Consider the following 15,024-nt stretch of genomic DNA (forward strand, 5'->3'; position numbering starts at 1 on the left):
ACCTCCTAGAGAGGGCTGACGAAACGGTTGTCGACCAGTTCGTCGTTGCTGACGTTGTAGGGTTTGCCCTGCAACTCGCTGGCGGTTTCGTTGGCCAGTTTGATCAGCGCTGCGCTGTCACCCGGCTTGCCCGGCGAGCCGAGAAGTTTCTCGCTCATCGCTTGATCGTAGAAACGCACGCCTTGTGCGGCGGCGGCCAGTTCCTTCGGATCGGACAGGTAGCCGCCGACGCCTTTGGCCATGATTTTGTACGCGTCTTCCGGGTGATCCTTGGTGTATTGCACGGCTTTGTACAAGCCGGCGACCAACGCCTTGACGTCTTCCGGCTGTTTTTCGATAACCGTGCAATTGAGCGCGACCACATCGACGATCACCCCGGGGGTGCTGCTGCTGTCGATCAATACTTTGCCCTGCTGCTTGTCGCGAACCATCGACAAGTGCGGCTCCCAAGTCACGGCGGCGGGTACGCGACCGGCGATGAACGCGGTGGCGGCGTCATCAGCGGTCATGTTCTGCACGGTGATGTCGCTCATCTTCATGCCGTTCTTTTTCAGCAGGTAGGAAAGCCAGAACTGCGACGTGGAGCCTTCGTTGACTGCCACGGATTTACCCTTGAGTTCTTGCAGGCTCTTCACATCCTTGCCGACCAGCACGCCGTCGCCGCCATGGCTGTCATCCAGCGCCGCGACCGCTTTGAAGCAGAACTGCGGGCGATACTTGAGCACTTCATCGATGGTCGACGCCGAGCCGGACAATTGCCCGGAGGCCTGCGCGGCCATGTACATCGACGCCTCTTCGACCACTGGCAGTTCGACGGTCAAACCGTTTTCCTTGAAGTAGCCCAGATCCTGAGCCAGATAGAGCGTGCCGTAGCCGACCCACGTGGTGTGGCCGATAGACAGGGTGCCGGCCTGGGCGCTGGTCGCGACCGTGGCCGCCAGGGCGGTGATTGCCAAAGGCTGAGTGAGACGAATACACAAGGACTTGATCATGGAGCACTCCCGACGCTGTTGATTTAGTTTTGTCATGGGCAGTACGGTCGCCGGCCGTTGTGCAGTTGCTGCCGTTGGACTCTCGCGGACGCTTGGGCGGACAACATTCGGCTGGCGGGCAAGATCGATGGTGGCCCATGTGCGCGGTGAGGAAAATCAGGAAATTGTTGGCTGCAAATGATGAAAAAACTGGGTAGTGCGCACTGCTAAAGGGCGGGGATTGCGGGGGTGCGCGAGGTGGGTGCAGATCGGGGATTTTCGGCGAATGGGAGAATGTCATCGCTGGCAAGCCCGCTCCCACAGGGATCTCGAGCGAACCCCGGATTTTGTGAACACCGCTGAAACCTGTAGGAGTGAGCCTGCTCGCGATGGCGTCAGGTCAGTCGATTGCTTGGCTGCCTGACCCACCGCAATTGCGAGCAGGCTTACTCCTACAGGGGATCTTCGGTGTGACATAGATCCAGTGTGGGAGCGAGCTTGCTCGCGAAGGGGGCGACTCGGTCTCAGCGCAACTGGAACCAGGTGGTTTTCAGTTGGGTGTATTTGTCGAACGAGTGCAACGACAGATCGCGTCCAAACCCTGACTGTTTACCACCGCCAAAAGGCACCGTCACATCCAGCGCATCCACCGTATTGACCGATACCGTGCCAGCGCGCAGCTGCCGCGCCACGCGGTGTGCGCGGTTGAGGTCATCGGTCCACAACGACGCCGCCAGTCCATACACACTGTCGTTGGCCAGCCATATAGCCTCGGCTTCATTATCGAACGGCATCACCGCCAGCACCGGTCCGAATACCTCGTCGCGAAACAGCGGCATGTCCGCAGTTACACCGGTAAAAATCGTCGGCTCAATAAAATTGTCCGACCCGTTAAACCGCCGCTGCTGCCCGCCACAAACCCGCGTCGCACCGGACTGCTCGGCACTGCGAATAAAACGCATGATGCCCGCCGTCTGCTTGTGATCAACAATGGCGCCAGCACTGCTTTGCGGATCCAGCGGATCCCCCGGCAACCAACGCTCAGCCTGCGCTTTCAAGCGCTCGACAAACTCATCGTGAATCGAACGCTCCACCAGCAACCGCGAATTGGCCGAGCAGACTTCACCCTGATTGAAGAAGATCCCGAACGCGGCTTTTTCCGCTGCCAGATCGAGATCCTGACAATCGGCGAACACCAGATTGGCGCTCTTGCCGCCGCACTCCAGCCACACCTGTTTGAGGTTCGATTGCGCGGAATACTGCATGAAATATTTGCCGACCTGAGTCGAGCCGGTGAACACCAGACAATCGATATCCGCGTGCAAACCCAACGCCTTGCCAGCCTGTTCGCCAAGCCCCGGCAACACGTTCAGCACTCCCGCCGGCAGCCCTGCTTCCAGCGCCAGATCGGCCAGACGCAATGCCGAAAACGGTGACTGCTCGGCCGGCTTGAGGATCACCGAATTACCCGCCGCCAACGCCGGCGCGAGTTTCCACGCGGCCATGTCCAACGGGAAATTCCACGGCACCACAGCGGCCACCACACCCAGAGCTTCACGGGTAATCGTCGCCAACACATTCGGTGCACTGGGTGCGACCTGATCGTAAAGTTTGTCGATGGCTTCTGCGTACCAACGGAATACGCCAGCAGCGCCGGGCACGTCGATGTTGTAGGCATCCATCACCGGTTTGCCCATGTTCAGCGAGTCGAGCAGCGCCAGCTCTTCACGATGGCTCATCAGCAAATCAGCCAGACGCAGCAGCACTTGCTTGCGCTCGGCTGGCGAGCGCTGCGACCAGATGCCAGCTTCGAACACCTGACGCGCATTGCGCACCGCCGCGTCCACATCCTCTTCGCCACACGCAGCGACATTCGCCAGACACTGCCCGGTCGCCGGGTTGATCGCGGCAAAAGTCTGCCCCGATATCGCGGCGCAATGCTTGCCGTCGATCACGGCCTGATCGGGAAACTTCAATGCAACGGCGCGGCGCTGCCACTCTGCAAGCTCGAACACGACGGATGCTCCTGAGACGTTATTGTGCCTCGATGGTCGCTCAGGCCCGCACGGGCTAAAAATAGTAAAAATGTCTTCGCAGGCAATAAAAACACTGGGCAATGACTTCCCCCAAACGCTGCGCAGGTGGCTATGGTTGAGGGATAACAACATCGTCGCGCAACGGACGTGGCGGCGCACAAATTGCTTGGAAGTCGAGTACGCTCGTCCAGAGGTTTGCCGTGGCCGCCTACAATTTGCGTCAGCTGAAATACTTCATCACCACCGTCGAGTGCGGCAGCGTTGCCGAGGCTTCGCGCAAGCTGTACATCGCGCAACCGGCGATCTCCACCGCGATCAAGGCGCTGGAAGACAGCTTCGCCGTGCAACTGCTGATCCGTCATCACGCTCAAGGGGTTTCCCTTACGCCAAGCGGTGCGCGTTTTTTGCGCAAGGCGCAGGAACTGTTGCGCATGGCCAAGGAGTTCGAGCAGAACGCCCTCGCCGACAATGATGTGGTCGCGGGGCAGATCGATATCGGTTGTTTCGAAACGGTTGCGCCGTTGTACTTGCCGCAACTGATTGCCGGGTTCTCGGCGCTGTATCCGGGGGTGAAAATCCGCATCCGCGATGGCGAGCAGCAAGAGCTGGTGCAAGGCCTGACGTCAGGCGCGTTCGACCTGGTGATTCTTTATGAACATGAACTCGACGCGACCATCCAGACCGAACCGTTGATGCCGGCTCAACGGCCCTACGCGCTGTTGCCGGCGGATCATCGTTTTGCCCAGTACAAGCAAGTGTCACTGCGCGACTTGTGTCTGGATCCGATGATCCTGCTCGATGTGCAGCCGAGCCGGACCTACTTCGTCAGCCTGTTTGAAGAGCTCGGGCTGACCCCACGCATCGAGTTCAGCTCACCGTCGATTGAAATGGTGCGCGGGATGGTCGGCCAGGGTTTCGGCTTTTCGATTCTGGTGACCAAACCCCATTCGGAATGCACCTACGACGGCAAGAAAGTCGTGTGCGTGGACATCGTCGAGGACGTCACCGGTTCAGGTTTGGTGGCGGCGTGGCTCAAACGCGGGCAGTTGACCAAACCGGCGCAGTTGTTCGCCGATTATTGCCGCGAACAACTGACCGCGAAGACTCACTTTTAATCATAAATGATCGCAGCCTTCGGCAGGTCCTACGCAAAACCTGTGGGAGCTGCCGAAGGCTGCGATCTCTTGCTCTTCAGGTGCCACGCGGCTTGGCCCGTGCGGTCGCCTCGGCCACCAGCGGATCATCCGGCCAATAGTGCTTCGGATACCGCCCCTTCAAATCCTTCTTCACCTCGGCATAGGTACTGCGCCAGAAGTTGGCCAGATCCTGCGTCACCTGCACCGGGCGCCGCGCTGGCGATAGCAGATGCAATTTGACCACCTGCCGCCCACCGGCGATTCGCGGCGTATCGGCCAGCCCGAACAGCTCCTGCAAACGCACCGCGAGAATCGGTGGAAACTCGCTGTAGTCCAAACGAATCGACGACCCCGACGGCACGCTCAGATGATGCGGCGCCAACTCATCAAGCTTCTGCGGCAACGGCCACGGCAGCAGATTGCGCACGATGCTCGACAGATCGAGATTGGCAAAATGGCTGAGTCGCGAAACCTTGCCCAGATAGGGCATCAACCAATCTTCGAGGGTGTTGAGCAACGTCGCATCACTGACATCCGGCCACTGACTGTTTTCCTGAATGTTCAATTCCAACTGCCGCAACAACGCCACTCGCGCCTGCCACTGACGCAGCTCCGGCGTCCACGGCAGCAGCTCCAGACCCTTGCGCCGCACCAGATTGACCAACGCCTGACTGCGCGCATTTTCATCGAGACCGGTCAACGGTTCACGGCTGAGGATCAGCTCGCCGACCTTGCGCTGACGCTCGGCGCGCAGCACGCCTTCGCGCTCGTCCCAGTCCAGTTGATCGACGTTGCGCACCTGTTCGGCCAGCACGGAATCAAACAGCGCAGGGTCGAAATCCGCCGCCAGATAAATCCGTTCTTCGCGCTGGCCCTGACGGCTGCCGAGATCGGCGATGACGATCCACGGCTCTTTCATCAGGCTGTCAGCTTCGGCGAACAGCGCCGCACGACCATTGGCCAGGCGATATTCGGCGCCACCGGCACGCCGCTGTTGCGCGACGCGATCCGGGTAGGCCAGCGCCAGCAACGCGCCGAGCCAACGCGGATGATCAGGATCGCTGACCGGTTCACTCGCCTTGCCGCGCAGGTAACCGCGATATTGCCGGGCGAGTTGCTTAGCCCGTTGTACGCCGCCCTGCGCACCTCGAGCCGCACGTTCCTCACCCGAGAGCAACACCAGACGACTGTGCAGATCCGCCCCGGCGCCACGCAAGATATCGCGTTCACCAAGCAATGCGGCGACGTCGCAGGCCATGTTGGCCAAACCCAATGCCTGACCGCGCAACAGCAAATGACCGATGCGCGGATGCGCCGGTAACTCAGCCATGGCCTGACCGTGCGTGGTCAGCGCTTCACCTTCCAGCGCGCCGAGACGCTGCAGTAAATCCTGCGCCTGTGCATAAGCCGCCGCTGGCGGAACGTCGAGCCAGACCAGTTCGCCCGGCGTGACACCCCAGCGCCCCAGTTGCAGGGCGAGGCTGGCGAGATCCGCCGAAAGAATTTCCGCACTGCCATAAGCGGCGAGCTGTTCGTGCTGATCCTGCGACCACAAGCGATAGCAAACCCCCGGTTCAAGTCGCCCCGCTCGCCCCGCACGCTGGGTGGCGCTGGCCTTGGAAATCCGCTGGGTATCAAGGCGCGTCATGCCGCTGCCGGGATCGAAACGCGGCACCCGCGCCAGCCCGGCGTCGATCACCACGCGCACGCCGTTGATGGTCAGACTGGTCTCGGCGATGTTGGTCGCCAGCACCACTTTGCGCTGACCGGCCGGCGCCGGATCGATCGCCGCACGTTGCGCATTGAGGTCAAGTTCACCGTGCAGCGGGCACAGCAGCACATCACTGCGCTCACCGATTGCGTCGACCAATTGTTGATGCACGCGACGAATTTCCGCCTGCCCCGGCAGGAACACCAACAGGCTGCCGGTTTCATCGTGCAGCGCTTCGAGTACGGTTTGCGTGACGCGTTGATCGATGTATTCGCCGGGCTGAAACGGCCGGCCCCAGCGCATCGTCACCGGATACATGCGCCCTTCGCTGCGCAGGATCGGCGCGTCGTCCAGCAACCCGGCCAGACGCTCGCCTTCGAGCGTGGCCGACATCAGCAGAATCTTCAGCGGCTGTTCAGCTCGGAACAGCTCACGACCGTTCAGACTTAAGGCCAGCGCCAGATCGGCGTCGAGGCTGCGTTCGTGGAATTCGTCGAAGATCAGCAGGCCCACGCCTTCCAGCGCCGGATCATCCTGCAAGCGCCGGGTGAGAATGCCTTCGGTGACCACTTCGATGCGCGTATTGGGGCCGACCTTGCTGTCGAGACGAATGCGATAACCGACGGTTTCACCGACCTTCTCGCCCAGCTCACTGGCCAATCGTTCTGCGGCTGCACGCGCGGCGAGACGGCGCGGCTCAAGCATCAGAATGGTCTGCCCGGCCAGCCACGCTTCATTGAGCAAAGCCAAGGGCACGCGGGTGGTTTTACCGGCGCCGGGCGGTGCTTCGAGCACGGCTTCGTGGCGCGTCGCCAAGGCTTCACGCAGGGCGGGTAAAACTTCATCGATTGGCAAAGAATTCATGCTGGCTCCTCAGGGCGTGCCCACAGTAAATTGCGAGTCGCGTTAAAGCTGTGAGCGTGCCAGGCAAGGCGCGGGACGCAGGTAAGGGTCGTTTCCTTGCCAAGTCCCGCAACGCAGCATGGCGCGCTCACAGCTTTAGCCCGGAGGGCCGAACCCCGACAGGATTCATCAGCCTTCACGCGGTGTCGATCTGGAGAAAACAACTTCAATCCTCAACATATTTCGGTAGGGGTGAGACGAGGCCGCAATTTACTGTGGGCATGCCCTGCCAGGCCCGAGTATAACGGCGAACTGGCGGGCGTTCGTCAGGGTCTTAACTTCACACGACGACGCTTCGTTATCAGATGACTCAGGAGATTTTCCCATGCGCTTACCTTTTCGCCTGATCGGCGGTGTACTGGTCGCCACCCTGCTCACGCAAATCACCGCGTGCGGTTCGATTTTCTACCCGGACCGACGCGGTCAGATCGACGGCAAGATTGACCCGGCGATTGCCGTGCTCGACGCCGTGGGCCTGCTGTTCTACGTCATTCCCGGGCTGATCGCGTTTGCCGTCGACTTCGCCACCGGCGCGATCTATTTCGAACCGGGTCACACCGCGCAGATCGATCCGGCCAAACTCAAACAAGCCATCGGTCCGGACGGTCAGGTCGATAATCACAAGCTGCAGGCTATTCTCGAAAGTGAACTTGGGCGGGACTTTCCTCTGGACGACCCGCGCCTGATTCAACACAAGGGCAGCACTCAGCAACTGGCGATGTTCGGCCTGCAACCCGCCGCTTAAAAAGGAAGTTAAATGACATCCAGCCCCGAACACGCCCGCCTGCTACGGCTGGCGACCCGCGCCTCGGTGGCGGTCGCGTGCACGCTGATCGTCGCCAAAGCCATTGCCTGGTGGCTCAGCGGTTCGGTGAGCATGCTCGCCGGCCTCACCGACTCGGCGCTGGATGGCGTCACCTCGATGCTCAATCTGCTGGCGGTGCATTACGCGCTGCGCCCCGCCGATGACGATCACCGTTATGGCCACGGCAAAGCGGAATCGCTGGCGGGCATGGCGCAGGCGCTGTTCATTGGTGGCAGTGCGGTGTTGATCGCGTTTCAGGCGTTCGAACGGTTGAAGACGCCAGAGCCGCTCGGCGCACCGTGGCTGAGCATCGGTGTGATCGTGTTTTCGCTGCTGCTGACGGCGGCGTTGCTGGTGTTGCAGCATCGGGTGATCAAGCAGACCGGCTCCAACGCGGTGCGCGCGGACTCGCTGCACTATCGCTCGGACATGTTGCTCAACGGCAGCATTCTGATTGCGTTGATCCTTGCCGGTTTTGGTTTTGAACAACTGGATGCCTGGTTCGGCCTGGGAATTGCCGCATACATTCTGTGGAGCGCGATACAAATCGCCCGGGAAAGTTTTTCGGTGTTGATGGATGAAGAACTGCCGACGGATGTCAGTCAGCACATGCTCGAACTGGCGTGCAGTGTGCCGGGCGTGTTGGGCGCGCATGACTTGCGCACGCGAATCTCCGGCAACCACTGGTTTGTGCAGTTGCACCTGGAATTGCCGGGGGAACTGACCCTGTCAGTGGCGCACGGCATCAGCGATCAAGCGGCCGATGCCATTCACAACGCCTACCCGCGAGCCGAAGTGCTGGTGCACGCCGACCCGCAGGAAGTGGTCAAATCTGAACGGGCGCAAACCCGGCTTCAGTAACTGACCTGATAACCGCGACTGCTCAGGCAATTGCCCTGAGCCTGCCGGTACGCCTGAACCACTTCTGGCGCCGGTTGATACGTCGCGGTGCGTGGGTCGAAACCGCTTTGCTGCACCGCGTACTGATAGCACTGGTAACCGTCCTGCTGTACCTGCTCCGGCGACTGGCCATTGGCCGGATACGCTTCGACGTCATAGCCTTGGGATTGCGGCTGCGGCTGTTGCTGCACCGGCGGTTCGACCACGATGTAATCCTGGGTCGCTTCCTGATAGGCATAGTAGGAACCAGCGGCGAGGAACAGCAGCGAACCACCGATCCACACTTCTCGGGCGTAATCCGGCAAATACTGAATGCGGATCCCGCGCGGCGGCTGCACGACGATGTAGCGCGGGCCTTGCGGGCGATACCAGTAGCCGCCCGAATAGAAGTAATCCTGACCACGATACGGCACGCGGTAATCGCGATCCGGGAAGCGGTCGATCACATGTCCCGGCCGGTATTGCGGGCCTGGGCCCCAACCGTTGCCGTGACCGTCCGGACGCCCCGGCCAGCGATTGTCGTTAGGTCGGTTGTTGGTCTGCCAATGCTGATTGTTGTAGCCGTTCTGCGGGCGCTCATCGCGGTAGTAACCCTGACGCGGCTCCTGGGTCTGGCGCACGGTGTCGGGCCGTGGCTGGATCGGCAGGCTGTTGGCCGGCAGTTGCGGCGGCGGTGGCGGTTGGCGCACCGGATTGGGATTGTAGGCCGGGCGATTCTGATCGCGGTTCTGCCACTGGCCATTGTTGTTGCCGTTGTGCTCGAACTGGCGGCTGTTGTCGCCACGAATGATCTCGTTGTTCTGCGGGCGCGGCTGATTCTGTTGCGGCTGATTCTGCGATGGATTGTTCTGCGGACGCGGCTGATTGTTGCCGCCACGGCCCTGATTGTTGCCCTGATGATCCGGACCGTGGCCGCCGCCATCCGGGCCGCGATTCTGTGGCTCATCGGCAAGCGCTTGCACACTGACACTCAAACACAGCAAACCAACACCAGCCAGACGCCAGATGCGCGAATTCATGCTTTTTCTCACTGCGGGGCCTGCAAATGTAAGAGGACTTGTCACTAAGACCGGGAATACACACGCCCGGTTCTGCAACAGGTTATCAGTCGCGCAACTTATTTATTGAGCGCCCGGCATGAAATCGCAGGCAAGAAAAAAGGGAGACCCGTCGGCCTCCCTTCTAGAGAACTTCGTCCTGGCTCGACGCTTTTGACGTCGGCTCACCTCACGCCGTCTTCTGGACAGTGTGCAGCTCGGGGGCCGGCACAACCCCGGTGGGGGTGGCGGCCGCGGCAGGCCGGATAGGGCGGGCCGCGTGGACTGTGTTACCGAGCAGTGATTCTGGTGATAAGAATAGGTCTGAGACCGCGACAGAGGATTGCGAAGATTGCTGAAATAAACACCACTTGCGCAATTTTTAACCCTGGATAGATAATCCGCCGCAATAGTTACAACCAAGGACAGATTGATGAGCAAACTCGACCGTTACGACCTGAGCATTTTGGCGGAATTGCAGCGCGACGCCCGCATCTCCAACCAGGAATTGGCCGAGCGCATCGGTCTGTCGCCCTCCCCTTGCTCGCGTCGGGTCAAGCAACTGGAAGACGATGGCTATATTTCGCGTCAGGTGGCGTTGCTTGATCGCAAGATGCTTGGGCTGAGCCTGACGGCGTATGTGCTGATCGGCATGGATCGGCATACGCCGGAGCGTTTCGAGAATTTCGAGGCGGCGATTCGGACGTTGCCGCAAGTGTTGGAGTGCAGCCTGGTGACGGGGGTGGATGCCGATTACCAGTTGAAGGTGGTGGTGCCGGATATGGATCACTATCAGAAGCTGTTGCTGGGGCATTTGACCCGGATCGAAGGGGTGACCAGCGTTCGGTCGAGTTTTGTGCTGAATCAGGTGCTCAACAGCACTGAACTGCCCTTGACCCACCTGCGCAACTGATCAAAAGCCCCTCACCCCAGCCCTCTCCCAAAGGGAGAGGGGGCCGACCGTGAGATGCTGAAGAAGTACGCCGACCTGAGCGTTCTGCTGTGAATCCATAATCGACTCGATCTTTCAGGTCGATGTATGACGCCAGACACCTCGGTCAGTCCCCTCTCCCTACGGGAGAGGGCTAGGGTGAGGGCAAAGGCTTCGGTTCAGACCCAGATCAATGCCACCCCACACACCTTGGCGTATACTCGCCGCGCCCTTTTAGCCCCATGCGCGCCGGAGAAACCCAATGGATCCAGCATTATTAGAAGAGTGGATGATGACCGGTCTGGTCAGCACCCTGATCATTTTCATGGGTTTCATCGTCTGGGATCTGGCGAAGAAGTCCAAGGCCGGGCGCTTTGGTTCGTTCATTCTGTTTTTCGTACTGGGCCTGGGCGTGGCCGCGTTCATCATCAAGAGTGTGGTGATCGGCCTGATCGAATCCGGCGCTCTATAAGCGCGCCGGCACTTCCTTCCACTGGCCCTGATCGAGGCCTTCAAGCGTCCAGTCGCCAATCCTGACCCGCACCAGCCGCAACGTCGGCAGACCGACCGCCGCGGTCATGCGCCGCACCTGACGGTTGCGCCCTTCGCGAATCACCAGTTCCAGCCACGAAGTCGGTATGGTCGCGCGAAAGCGCACCGGCGGATTGCGCGGCCACAACTCAGGCTCATCCAGTTGTCGCGCTTCGGCGGGCAAGGTCATGCCGTCATTAAGCTCAACGCCGTCACGCAAACGCTGCAGCTGTTCGGCCGTCGGCACACCTTCAACCTGCACCCAATAGGTCTTCGCCAATTTGTGTTTCGGATCGGCGATGCGCGCCTGCAACTGCCCGTCGTTGGTCAGCAGCAACAAGCCTTCACTGTCACGATCCAGGCGTCCGGCCGGATATATGCCGGGCACATCAATGTAATCCTTGAGCGTCGCCCGCCCTTCGCCGTCGCTGAACTGCGTCAGCACATCGAACGGCTTATTGAACAGGACCAGTTTCGGCTCGGCCGGGGGTGCCTTGGCAACACGGCGCGGGGAAGCAGACTGAGGCTTCGCGCCAGGGCGGCGGGAAGGTGGACGCGGGGGACGGGACATGGCGAAAAAAACATCTAACGGTCAGGGCTGCCAATGCTAGTAGCCTGACCGTTAAATGACCATCAACAAATCAGCGGAACGGCGGCTCGTCGAAGCTGCGCAGTTTGCGCGAGTGCAGCGAGTTGAGTTCGGTGCGCAGCAAGTCCACCGCCTCGATACCGATCTTCAAGTGCTGGCTGACCGCGCGCTCATAGAACGCGTTGGCCGACCCCGGCAGTTTGATTTCACTGTGCAGCGGTTTGTCCGAGACACACAGCAACGTGCCGTACGGCACCCGCAGGCGATAACCCTGCGCGGCAATCGTGCCGCTTTCCATGTCCACCGCGACCGCGCGGGACAGGTTGATCAACGGCCGTTCCTGGGCCCAACGCAATTCCCAGTTACGGTCGTCGTAGGTCAGCACGGTGCCGGTGCGCAGGCGTTTTTTCAGGTCGTCGCCCTTCTCGCCAGTGACATTCGCCGCTGCTTGCTGCAGCGCCATTTGCACTTCGGCCAGGGCCGGGATCGGAATGTTCGGCGGCACCACGCGGTCGAGAATGCCGTCGCGACGCATGTAAGCGTGAGCCAGCACGTAGTCGCCAATGGTCTGCGACTGACGCAAACCGCCGCAGTGACCGATCATCAGCCAGCAATGCGGACGCAACACCGCCAGGTGGTCGGTGATGTTCTTGGCGTTGGACGGACCAACACCGATGTTGACCAGCGTCACGCCGTGGCCATCGCTGGCGATCAGGTGATAGGCCGGCATCTGGTAACGGTGCCAGACCACACCGGCAGCAATCGCCGACGCTTCGCCGTGATCCATGCCCTTCTCGATGATCACGTTGCCCGGCAAGACCATGCGCACAAAACGCGGGTCGCGGCGCAACTGCTCCAGACCATGGACGATGAACTGATCGACGTAGCGGTGATAGTTGGTCAGCAGAATCCACGGCTGCACATGACGCCAGTCGCTGCCGGTGTAGTGCACCAGACGGCGCAGTGAGAAGTCCACACGGGCGGCGTCGAACAAGGCCAGCGGCAGCGGATCAGTGTTTTCCCAGTCATAGAGGCCGTCGGCGATGCCATCGGTGGCGGCGGACAGGTCGGTACTCGGGAACACCCGCGCAAGCACCGCAGCGGTGACGCCGGAGCCGGCGAGTTCATCGCCCTGCTCGACCACGTACGGATACGGAATGTTCTGCTGGCTGACACCGACTTCCACGGTCACGGTGAAGTCGTGCATCAACGGCACAAGTTGTTCGAGCAGGTATTTGCGGAACGCCGCCGGGTGGGTGACGGTGACGCTGTAAGTGCCCGGCAGTTGCACCTTGGCGTAAGCGCGAGTGGTCTGCGGGACTTCGCCCTGGCAGTGATAGGTCAGACGCAGTTCGGGATAACGAAACAGAGCACGCTGCGCAGCGTCGGGTTCGACGCGATCCTTGAGGTAACGCTTGAGCGCCGAGTTCAGCGCAGTGGTGGCTCGCTCATGCAGCTCGGCCAGACGATCCACGGCTTGTTCGGCGGTTTGAACGACAATAAACGCTTCGGTCACGATCAGCTTCCTGTGTTCTGACTTGCAGAGCTTCATCTTGCCTGCATCGTGGCGTCACGGGAACAGTGGCGTTGTGGGTGTACCCAAATCTCCCCATCAACGGATATCCCATGTGGGAGCGAGCCTGCTCGCGATAGCGGTCTATCCGTCGACATTTGCATTGACTGATACACCGCTATCGCGAGCAGGCTCACTCCTACAGGGGATGTGTGGTGGGTCAGAGAATCTGTGGGGTTGCGCGGGCGACGATGGCTTCGACGTCCAGCCCACGCGGCAAGGCGCCGTAAACCCGGCCACCACCGCTCAGGCGGCTGGCAATGAAGGCATCGCTGACCGCCGAGTTACCGGCCTCAAGCAACAGTTTGGCCTGCAAACCAAGCGCGATATCTTCAGTCAACTGCCGTGCCCGATACTGAATGTCGCTCGTGTCCTTGAACTGCGCCTGCAATTGCTGAATATGCGCAGCCAGCCGTTTGTCACCATGCCCGTCACCCAACTCGCTGAACAACACATCCAGCACACCCGGCTCTTTCGACAAGGCTCGCAGCACGTCGAGGCACTGCACATTGCCCGAGCCTTCCCACGTCGAATTCACCGGCGCCTCGCGGTACAGACGCGGCAGAATGCTCTCTTCGACATACCCGGCACCGCCCATGCACTCCGCTGCTTCGTTGATCATCCCCGGCGCGCGTTTGCAGATCCAGTACTTGCCCACCGCCGTCACCAGCCGCGCAAATTGCGCTTCGTGGCGATCGTCCAGATGATCCAGCGCCTTGCCCATGCGCAAGCTCAGCGCCAGCGCGGCTTCGCTTTCCAGGGCCAGATCAGCCAAGACGTTCTGCATCAATGGCTGTTCGCTGAGCAGTTTGCCGCCGACCTTGCGGTGCGCGCAGTGATGGCTGGCCTGGGTCAGCGCCTGGCGCATCAGCGAACTGGAACCGACCATGCAATCGAATCGGGTCATCGCCACCATCTCGATGATGGTTGGCACGCCGCGCCCTTCCTCACCGACCATCCACGCCAGCGCGCCACGAAACTCCACTTCACTGGAGGCGTTGGACTGGTTGCCGAGTTTGTTTTTCAGACGCTGGATATAGAACTGATTGCCCGTGTCGTCCGGACGATGGCGAGGGAGCAGGAAGCAGCTCAAACCCTTGTCGGTCTGCGCCAGCGTCAGGAAGGCATCGCACATCGGCGCCGAGCAGAACCACTTGTGCCCGACCAGTTCATAGGCCTGACCCGGACCACTGGCGCCGACCGGATACGCCTTGGTGGTGTTGGCGCGCACGTCGGTGCCGCCCTGTTTCTCGGTCATGGCCATGCCGATGGTCACGCCGGCCTTGTGCGCGATGCCGACGTTGCGCGGATCGTATTCCGTGGCGAGGACTTTCGGCAGCCATTGCTCAGCCAGATTCGGTTGCAAACGCAGGGCCGGCACGCTGGCGAAGGTCATGGTCAACGGGCAACCGCTGCCGGCCTCGGCCTGGCTGTGCAGATAAGTCATCGAGGCGCGGGCGACATGGGCGCCATCCTGTGGGTGCGCCCATGGCAAAGAAGTGAGGCCATGCTCGATCGCCGTGCGCATCAGCTCGTGATAAGCCGGGTGAAATTCCACCAGATCAATGCGATGACCATAGCGGTCATGGCTGGCGAACGTGGGTTTGTTCTGATTGGCAAGGAAACCGGCTTCCATCAACGGCCCGCCGGCGAGCGCGCCGTAAGCATCGATCCGCGACTCGGCCCAACCAGCACCAAAGCGCCGCGACCACTCCTGCAACGGCAGGTCGATGCGGTACAGATTGATGCCGTCCAACGACGGTGGCTGGTTGGTGACTTCGTGAGTTTCGGCGAACTGATGCAGGTTCATGACGGGGCTCCTTTGGGCAACCAAGGAACTCAGTTAAGCACCGCACCGCGACGGGTCAAAGTGTCATACCAGCCGAATTTGCGGCGCTTTT

Annotated in this window: 12 protein-coding genes; 5 read left to right on the top strand and 7 right to left on the bottom strand. The window is 60.8% G+C overall.

The annotated features are described in order from the left end of the window. Positions 1 to 5: 5 nt before the first annotated feature. Together CCX46_RS26560 and CCX46_RS26570 are read right to left on the bottom strand one after the other, a co-directional pair. Positions 6 to 992, bottom strand: a complete 987-nt coding sequence (locus CCX46_RS26560) for an ABC transporter substrate-binding protein (protein WP_127929885.1) — start codon at positions 990 to 992, stop codon at positions 6 to 8. Between the two features lie 503 nt (positions 993 to 1,495). Beyond that, positions 1,496 to 2,986: an aldehyde dehydrogenase gene (locus CCX46_RS26570; protein WP_127929886.1), complete on the bottom strand. Its 1,491-nt coding sequence runs from the start codon at positions 2,984 to 2,986 to the stop codon at positions 1,496 to 1,498. Positions 2,987 to 3,207: 221 nt separating this feature from the next. On the opposite strand from CCX46_RS26570, the gene CCX46_RS26575 reads away from it, so the two are divergent. Further along, on the top strand, positions 3,208 to 4,122 hold the full coding sequence (locus CCX46_RS26575; protein WP_127929887.1) for a LysR substrate-binding domain-containing protein: 915 nt from the start codon (positions 3,208 to 3,210) through the stop codon (positions 4,120 to 4,122). A 76-nt stretch (positions 4,123 to 4,198) separates the two neighbouring features. On the opposite strand, the gene hrpB is transcribed toward CCX46_RS26575, so the two are convergent. Beyond that, entirely contained in the window at positions 4,199 to 6,718 is a 2,520-nt protein-coding gene (gene hrpB, locus CCX46_RS26580; protein WP_127929888.1) for an ATP-dependent helicase HrpB, read from the bottom strand. Between the two features lie 364 nt (positions 6,719 to 7,082). Between hrpB and CCX46_RS26585 the strand changes: the two genes are divergently transcribed. After that, the gene (locus tag CCX46_RS26585) at positions 7,083 to 7,502 is read left to right on the top strand and encodes a hypothetical protein (protein ID WP_007909665.1); all 420 of its coding nucleotides are present in this window, start codon (positions 7,083 to 7,085) and stop codon (positions 7,500 to 7,502) included. 12 nt (positions 7,503 to 7,514) lie between these two features. Then, positions 7,515 to 8,423, top strand: coding sequence for a cation diffusion facilitator family transporter (locus CCX46_RS26590; RefSeq protein ID WP_127929889.1), 909 nt, complete (start codon positions 7,515 to 7,517; stop codon positions 8,421 to 8,423). Here the strand turns inward: CCX46_RS26590 and CCX46_RS26595 are convergent. Continuing rightward, on the bottom strand, positions 8,417 to 9,481 hold the full coding sequence (locus tag CCX46_RS26595) for a DUF6515 family protein (protein WP_127929890.1): 1,065 nt from the start codon (positions 9,479 to 9,481) through the stop codon (positions 8,417 to 8,419). The genes CCX46_RS26590 and CCX46_RS26595 overlap by 7 nt on opposite strands. A gap of 451 nt (positions 9,482 to 9,932) precedes the next feature. On the opposite strand from CCX46_RS26595, the gene CCX46_RS26600 reads away from it, so the two are divergent. Both CCX46_RS26600 and CCX46_RS26605 read left to right on the top strand, forming a co-directional pair. Next, positions 9,933 to 10,412 carry an Lrp/AsnC family transcriptional regulator gene (locus tag CCX46_RS26600; protein ID WP_008081091.1) on the top strand — a complete coding sequence of 160 codons (480 nt, stop codon included), beginning with the start codon at positions 9,933 to 9,935 and terminating at the stop codon, positions 10,410 to 10,412. Between the two features lie 280 nt (positions 10,413 to 10,692). Then, positions 10,693 to 10,902 carry a DUF2788 domain-containing protein gene (locus CCX46_RS26605; RefSeq protein ID WP_127929891.1) on the top strand — a complete coding sequence of 70 codons (210 nt, stop codon included), beginning with the start codon at positions 10,693 to 10,695 and terminating at the stop codon, positions 10,900 to 10,902. Here CCX46_RS26605 and CCX46_RS26610 read toward each other — a convergent pair. The 3 genes from CCX46_RS26610 to CCX46_RS26625 all read right to left on the bottom strand — a co-directional run bounded on the left by CCX46_RS26610 (position 10,897) and on the right by CCX46_RS26625 (position 14,933). Further along, positions 10,897 to 11,532, bottom strand: a complete 636-nt coding sequence (locus CCX46_RS26610; RefSeq protein WP_127929892.1) for a pseudouridine synthase — start codon at positions 11,530 to 11,532, stop codon at positions 10,897 to 10,899. The genes CCX46_RS26605 and CCX46_RS26610 overlap by 6 nt on opposite strands. Positions 11,533 to 11,602: 70 nt before the next feature. Then, on the bottom strand, positions 11,603 to 13,102 hold the full coding sequence (gene amn / locus CCX46_RS26615; RefSeq protein ID WP_016986142.1) for an AMP nucleosidase: 1,500 nt from the start codon (positions 13,100 to 13,102) through the stop codon (positions 11,603 to 11,605). A gap of 181 nt (positions 13,103 to 13,283) precedes the next feature. Continuing rightward, on the bottom strand, positions 13,284 to 14,933 hold the full coding sequence (locus CCX46_RS26625) for an acyl-CoA dehydrogenase family protein (protein WP_127929893.1): 1,650 nt from the start codon (positions 14,931 to 14,933) through the stop codon (positions 13,284 to 13,286). Between the last annotated feature and the right edge of the window lie 91 nt (positions 14,934 to 15,024).

It is taken from the genome of Pseudomonas sp. RU47, assembly GCF_004011755.1.
In the GTDB taxonomy this organism is placed as follows: Bacteria; Pseudomonadota; Gammaproteobacteria; order Pseudomonadales; family Pseudomonadaceae; genus Aquipseudomonas.

Excerpts from the sequence above, each read along its gene's own strand:
- CCX46_RS26560 (WP_127929885.1), bottom strand. The coding sequence starts at position 992 with ATGATCAAGTCCTTGTGTATTCGTCTCACTCAGCCTTTGGCAATCACC.
- hrpB (WP_127929888.1), bottom strand. The coding sequence starts at position 6,718 with ATGAATTCTTTGCCAATCGATGAAGTTTTACCCGCCCTGCGTGAAGCC.
- CCX46_RS26585 (WP_007909665.1), top strand. The coding sequence starts at position 7,083 with ATGCGCTTACCTTTTCGCCTGATCGGCGGTGTACTGGTCGCCACCCTG.
- CCX46_RS26590 (WP_127929889.1), top strand. The coding sequence starts at position 7,515 with ATGACATCCAGCCCCGAACACGCCCGCCTGCTACGGCTGGCGACCCGC.
- CCX46_RS26595 (WP_127929890.1), bottom strand. The coding sequence starts at position 9,481 with ATGAATTCGCGCATCTGGCGTCTGGCTGGTGTTGGTTTGCTGTGTTTG.
- CCX46_RS26600 (WP_008081091.1), top strand. The coding sequence starts at position 9,933 with ATGAGCAAACTCGACCGTTACGACCTGAGCATTTTGGCGGAATTGCAG.
- CCX46_RS26605 (WP_127929891.1), top strand. The coding sequence starts at position 10,693 with ATGGATCCAGCATTATTAGAAGAGTGGATGATGACCGGTCTGGTCAGC.
- CCX46_RS26610 (WP_127929892.1), bottom strand. The coding sequence starts at position 11,532 with ATGTCCCGTCCCCCGCGTCCACCTTCCCGCCGCCCTGGCGCGAAGCCT.
- amn (WP_016986142.1), bottom strand. The coding sequence starts at position 13,102 with ATGAAGCTCTGCAAGTCAGAACACAGGAAGCTGATCGTGACCGAAGCG.
- CCX46_RS26625 (WP_127929893.1), bottom strand. The coding sequence starts at position 14,933 with ATGAACCTGCATCAGTTCGCCGAAACTCACGAAGTCACCAACCAGCCA.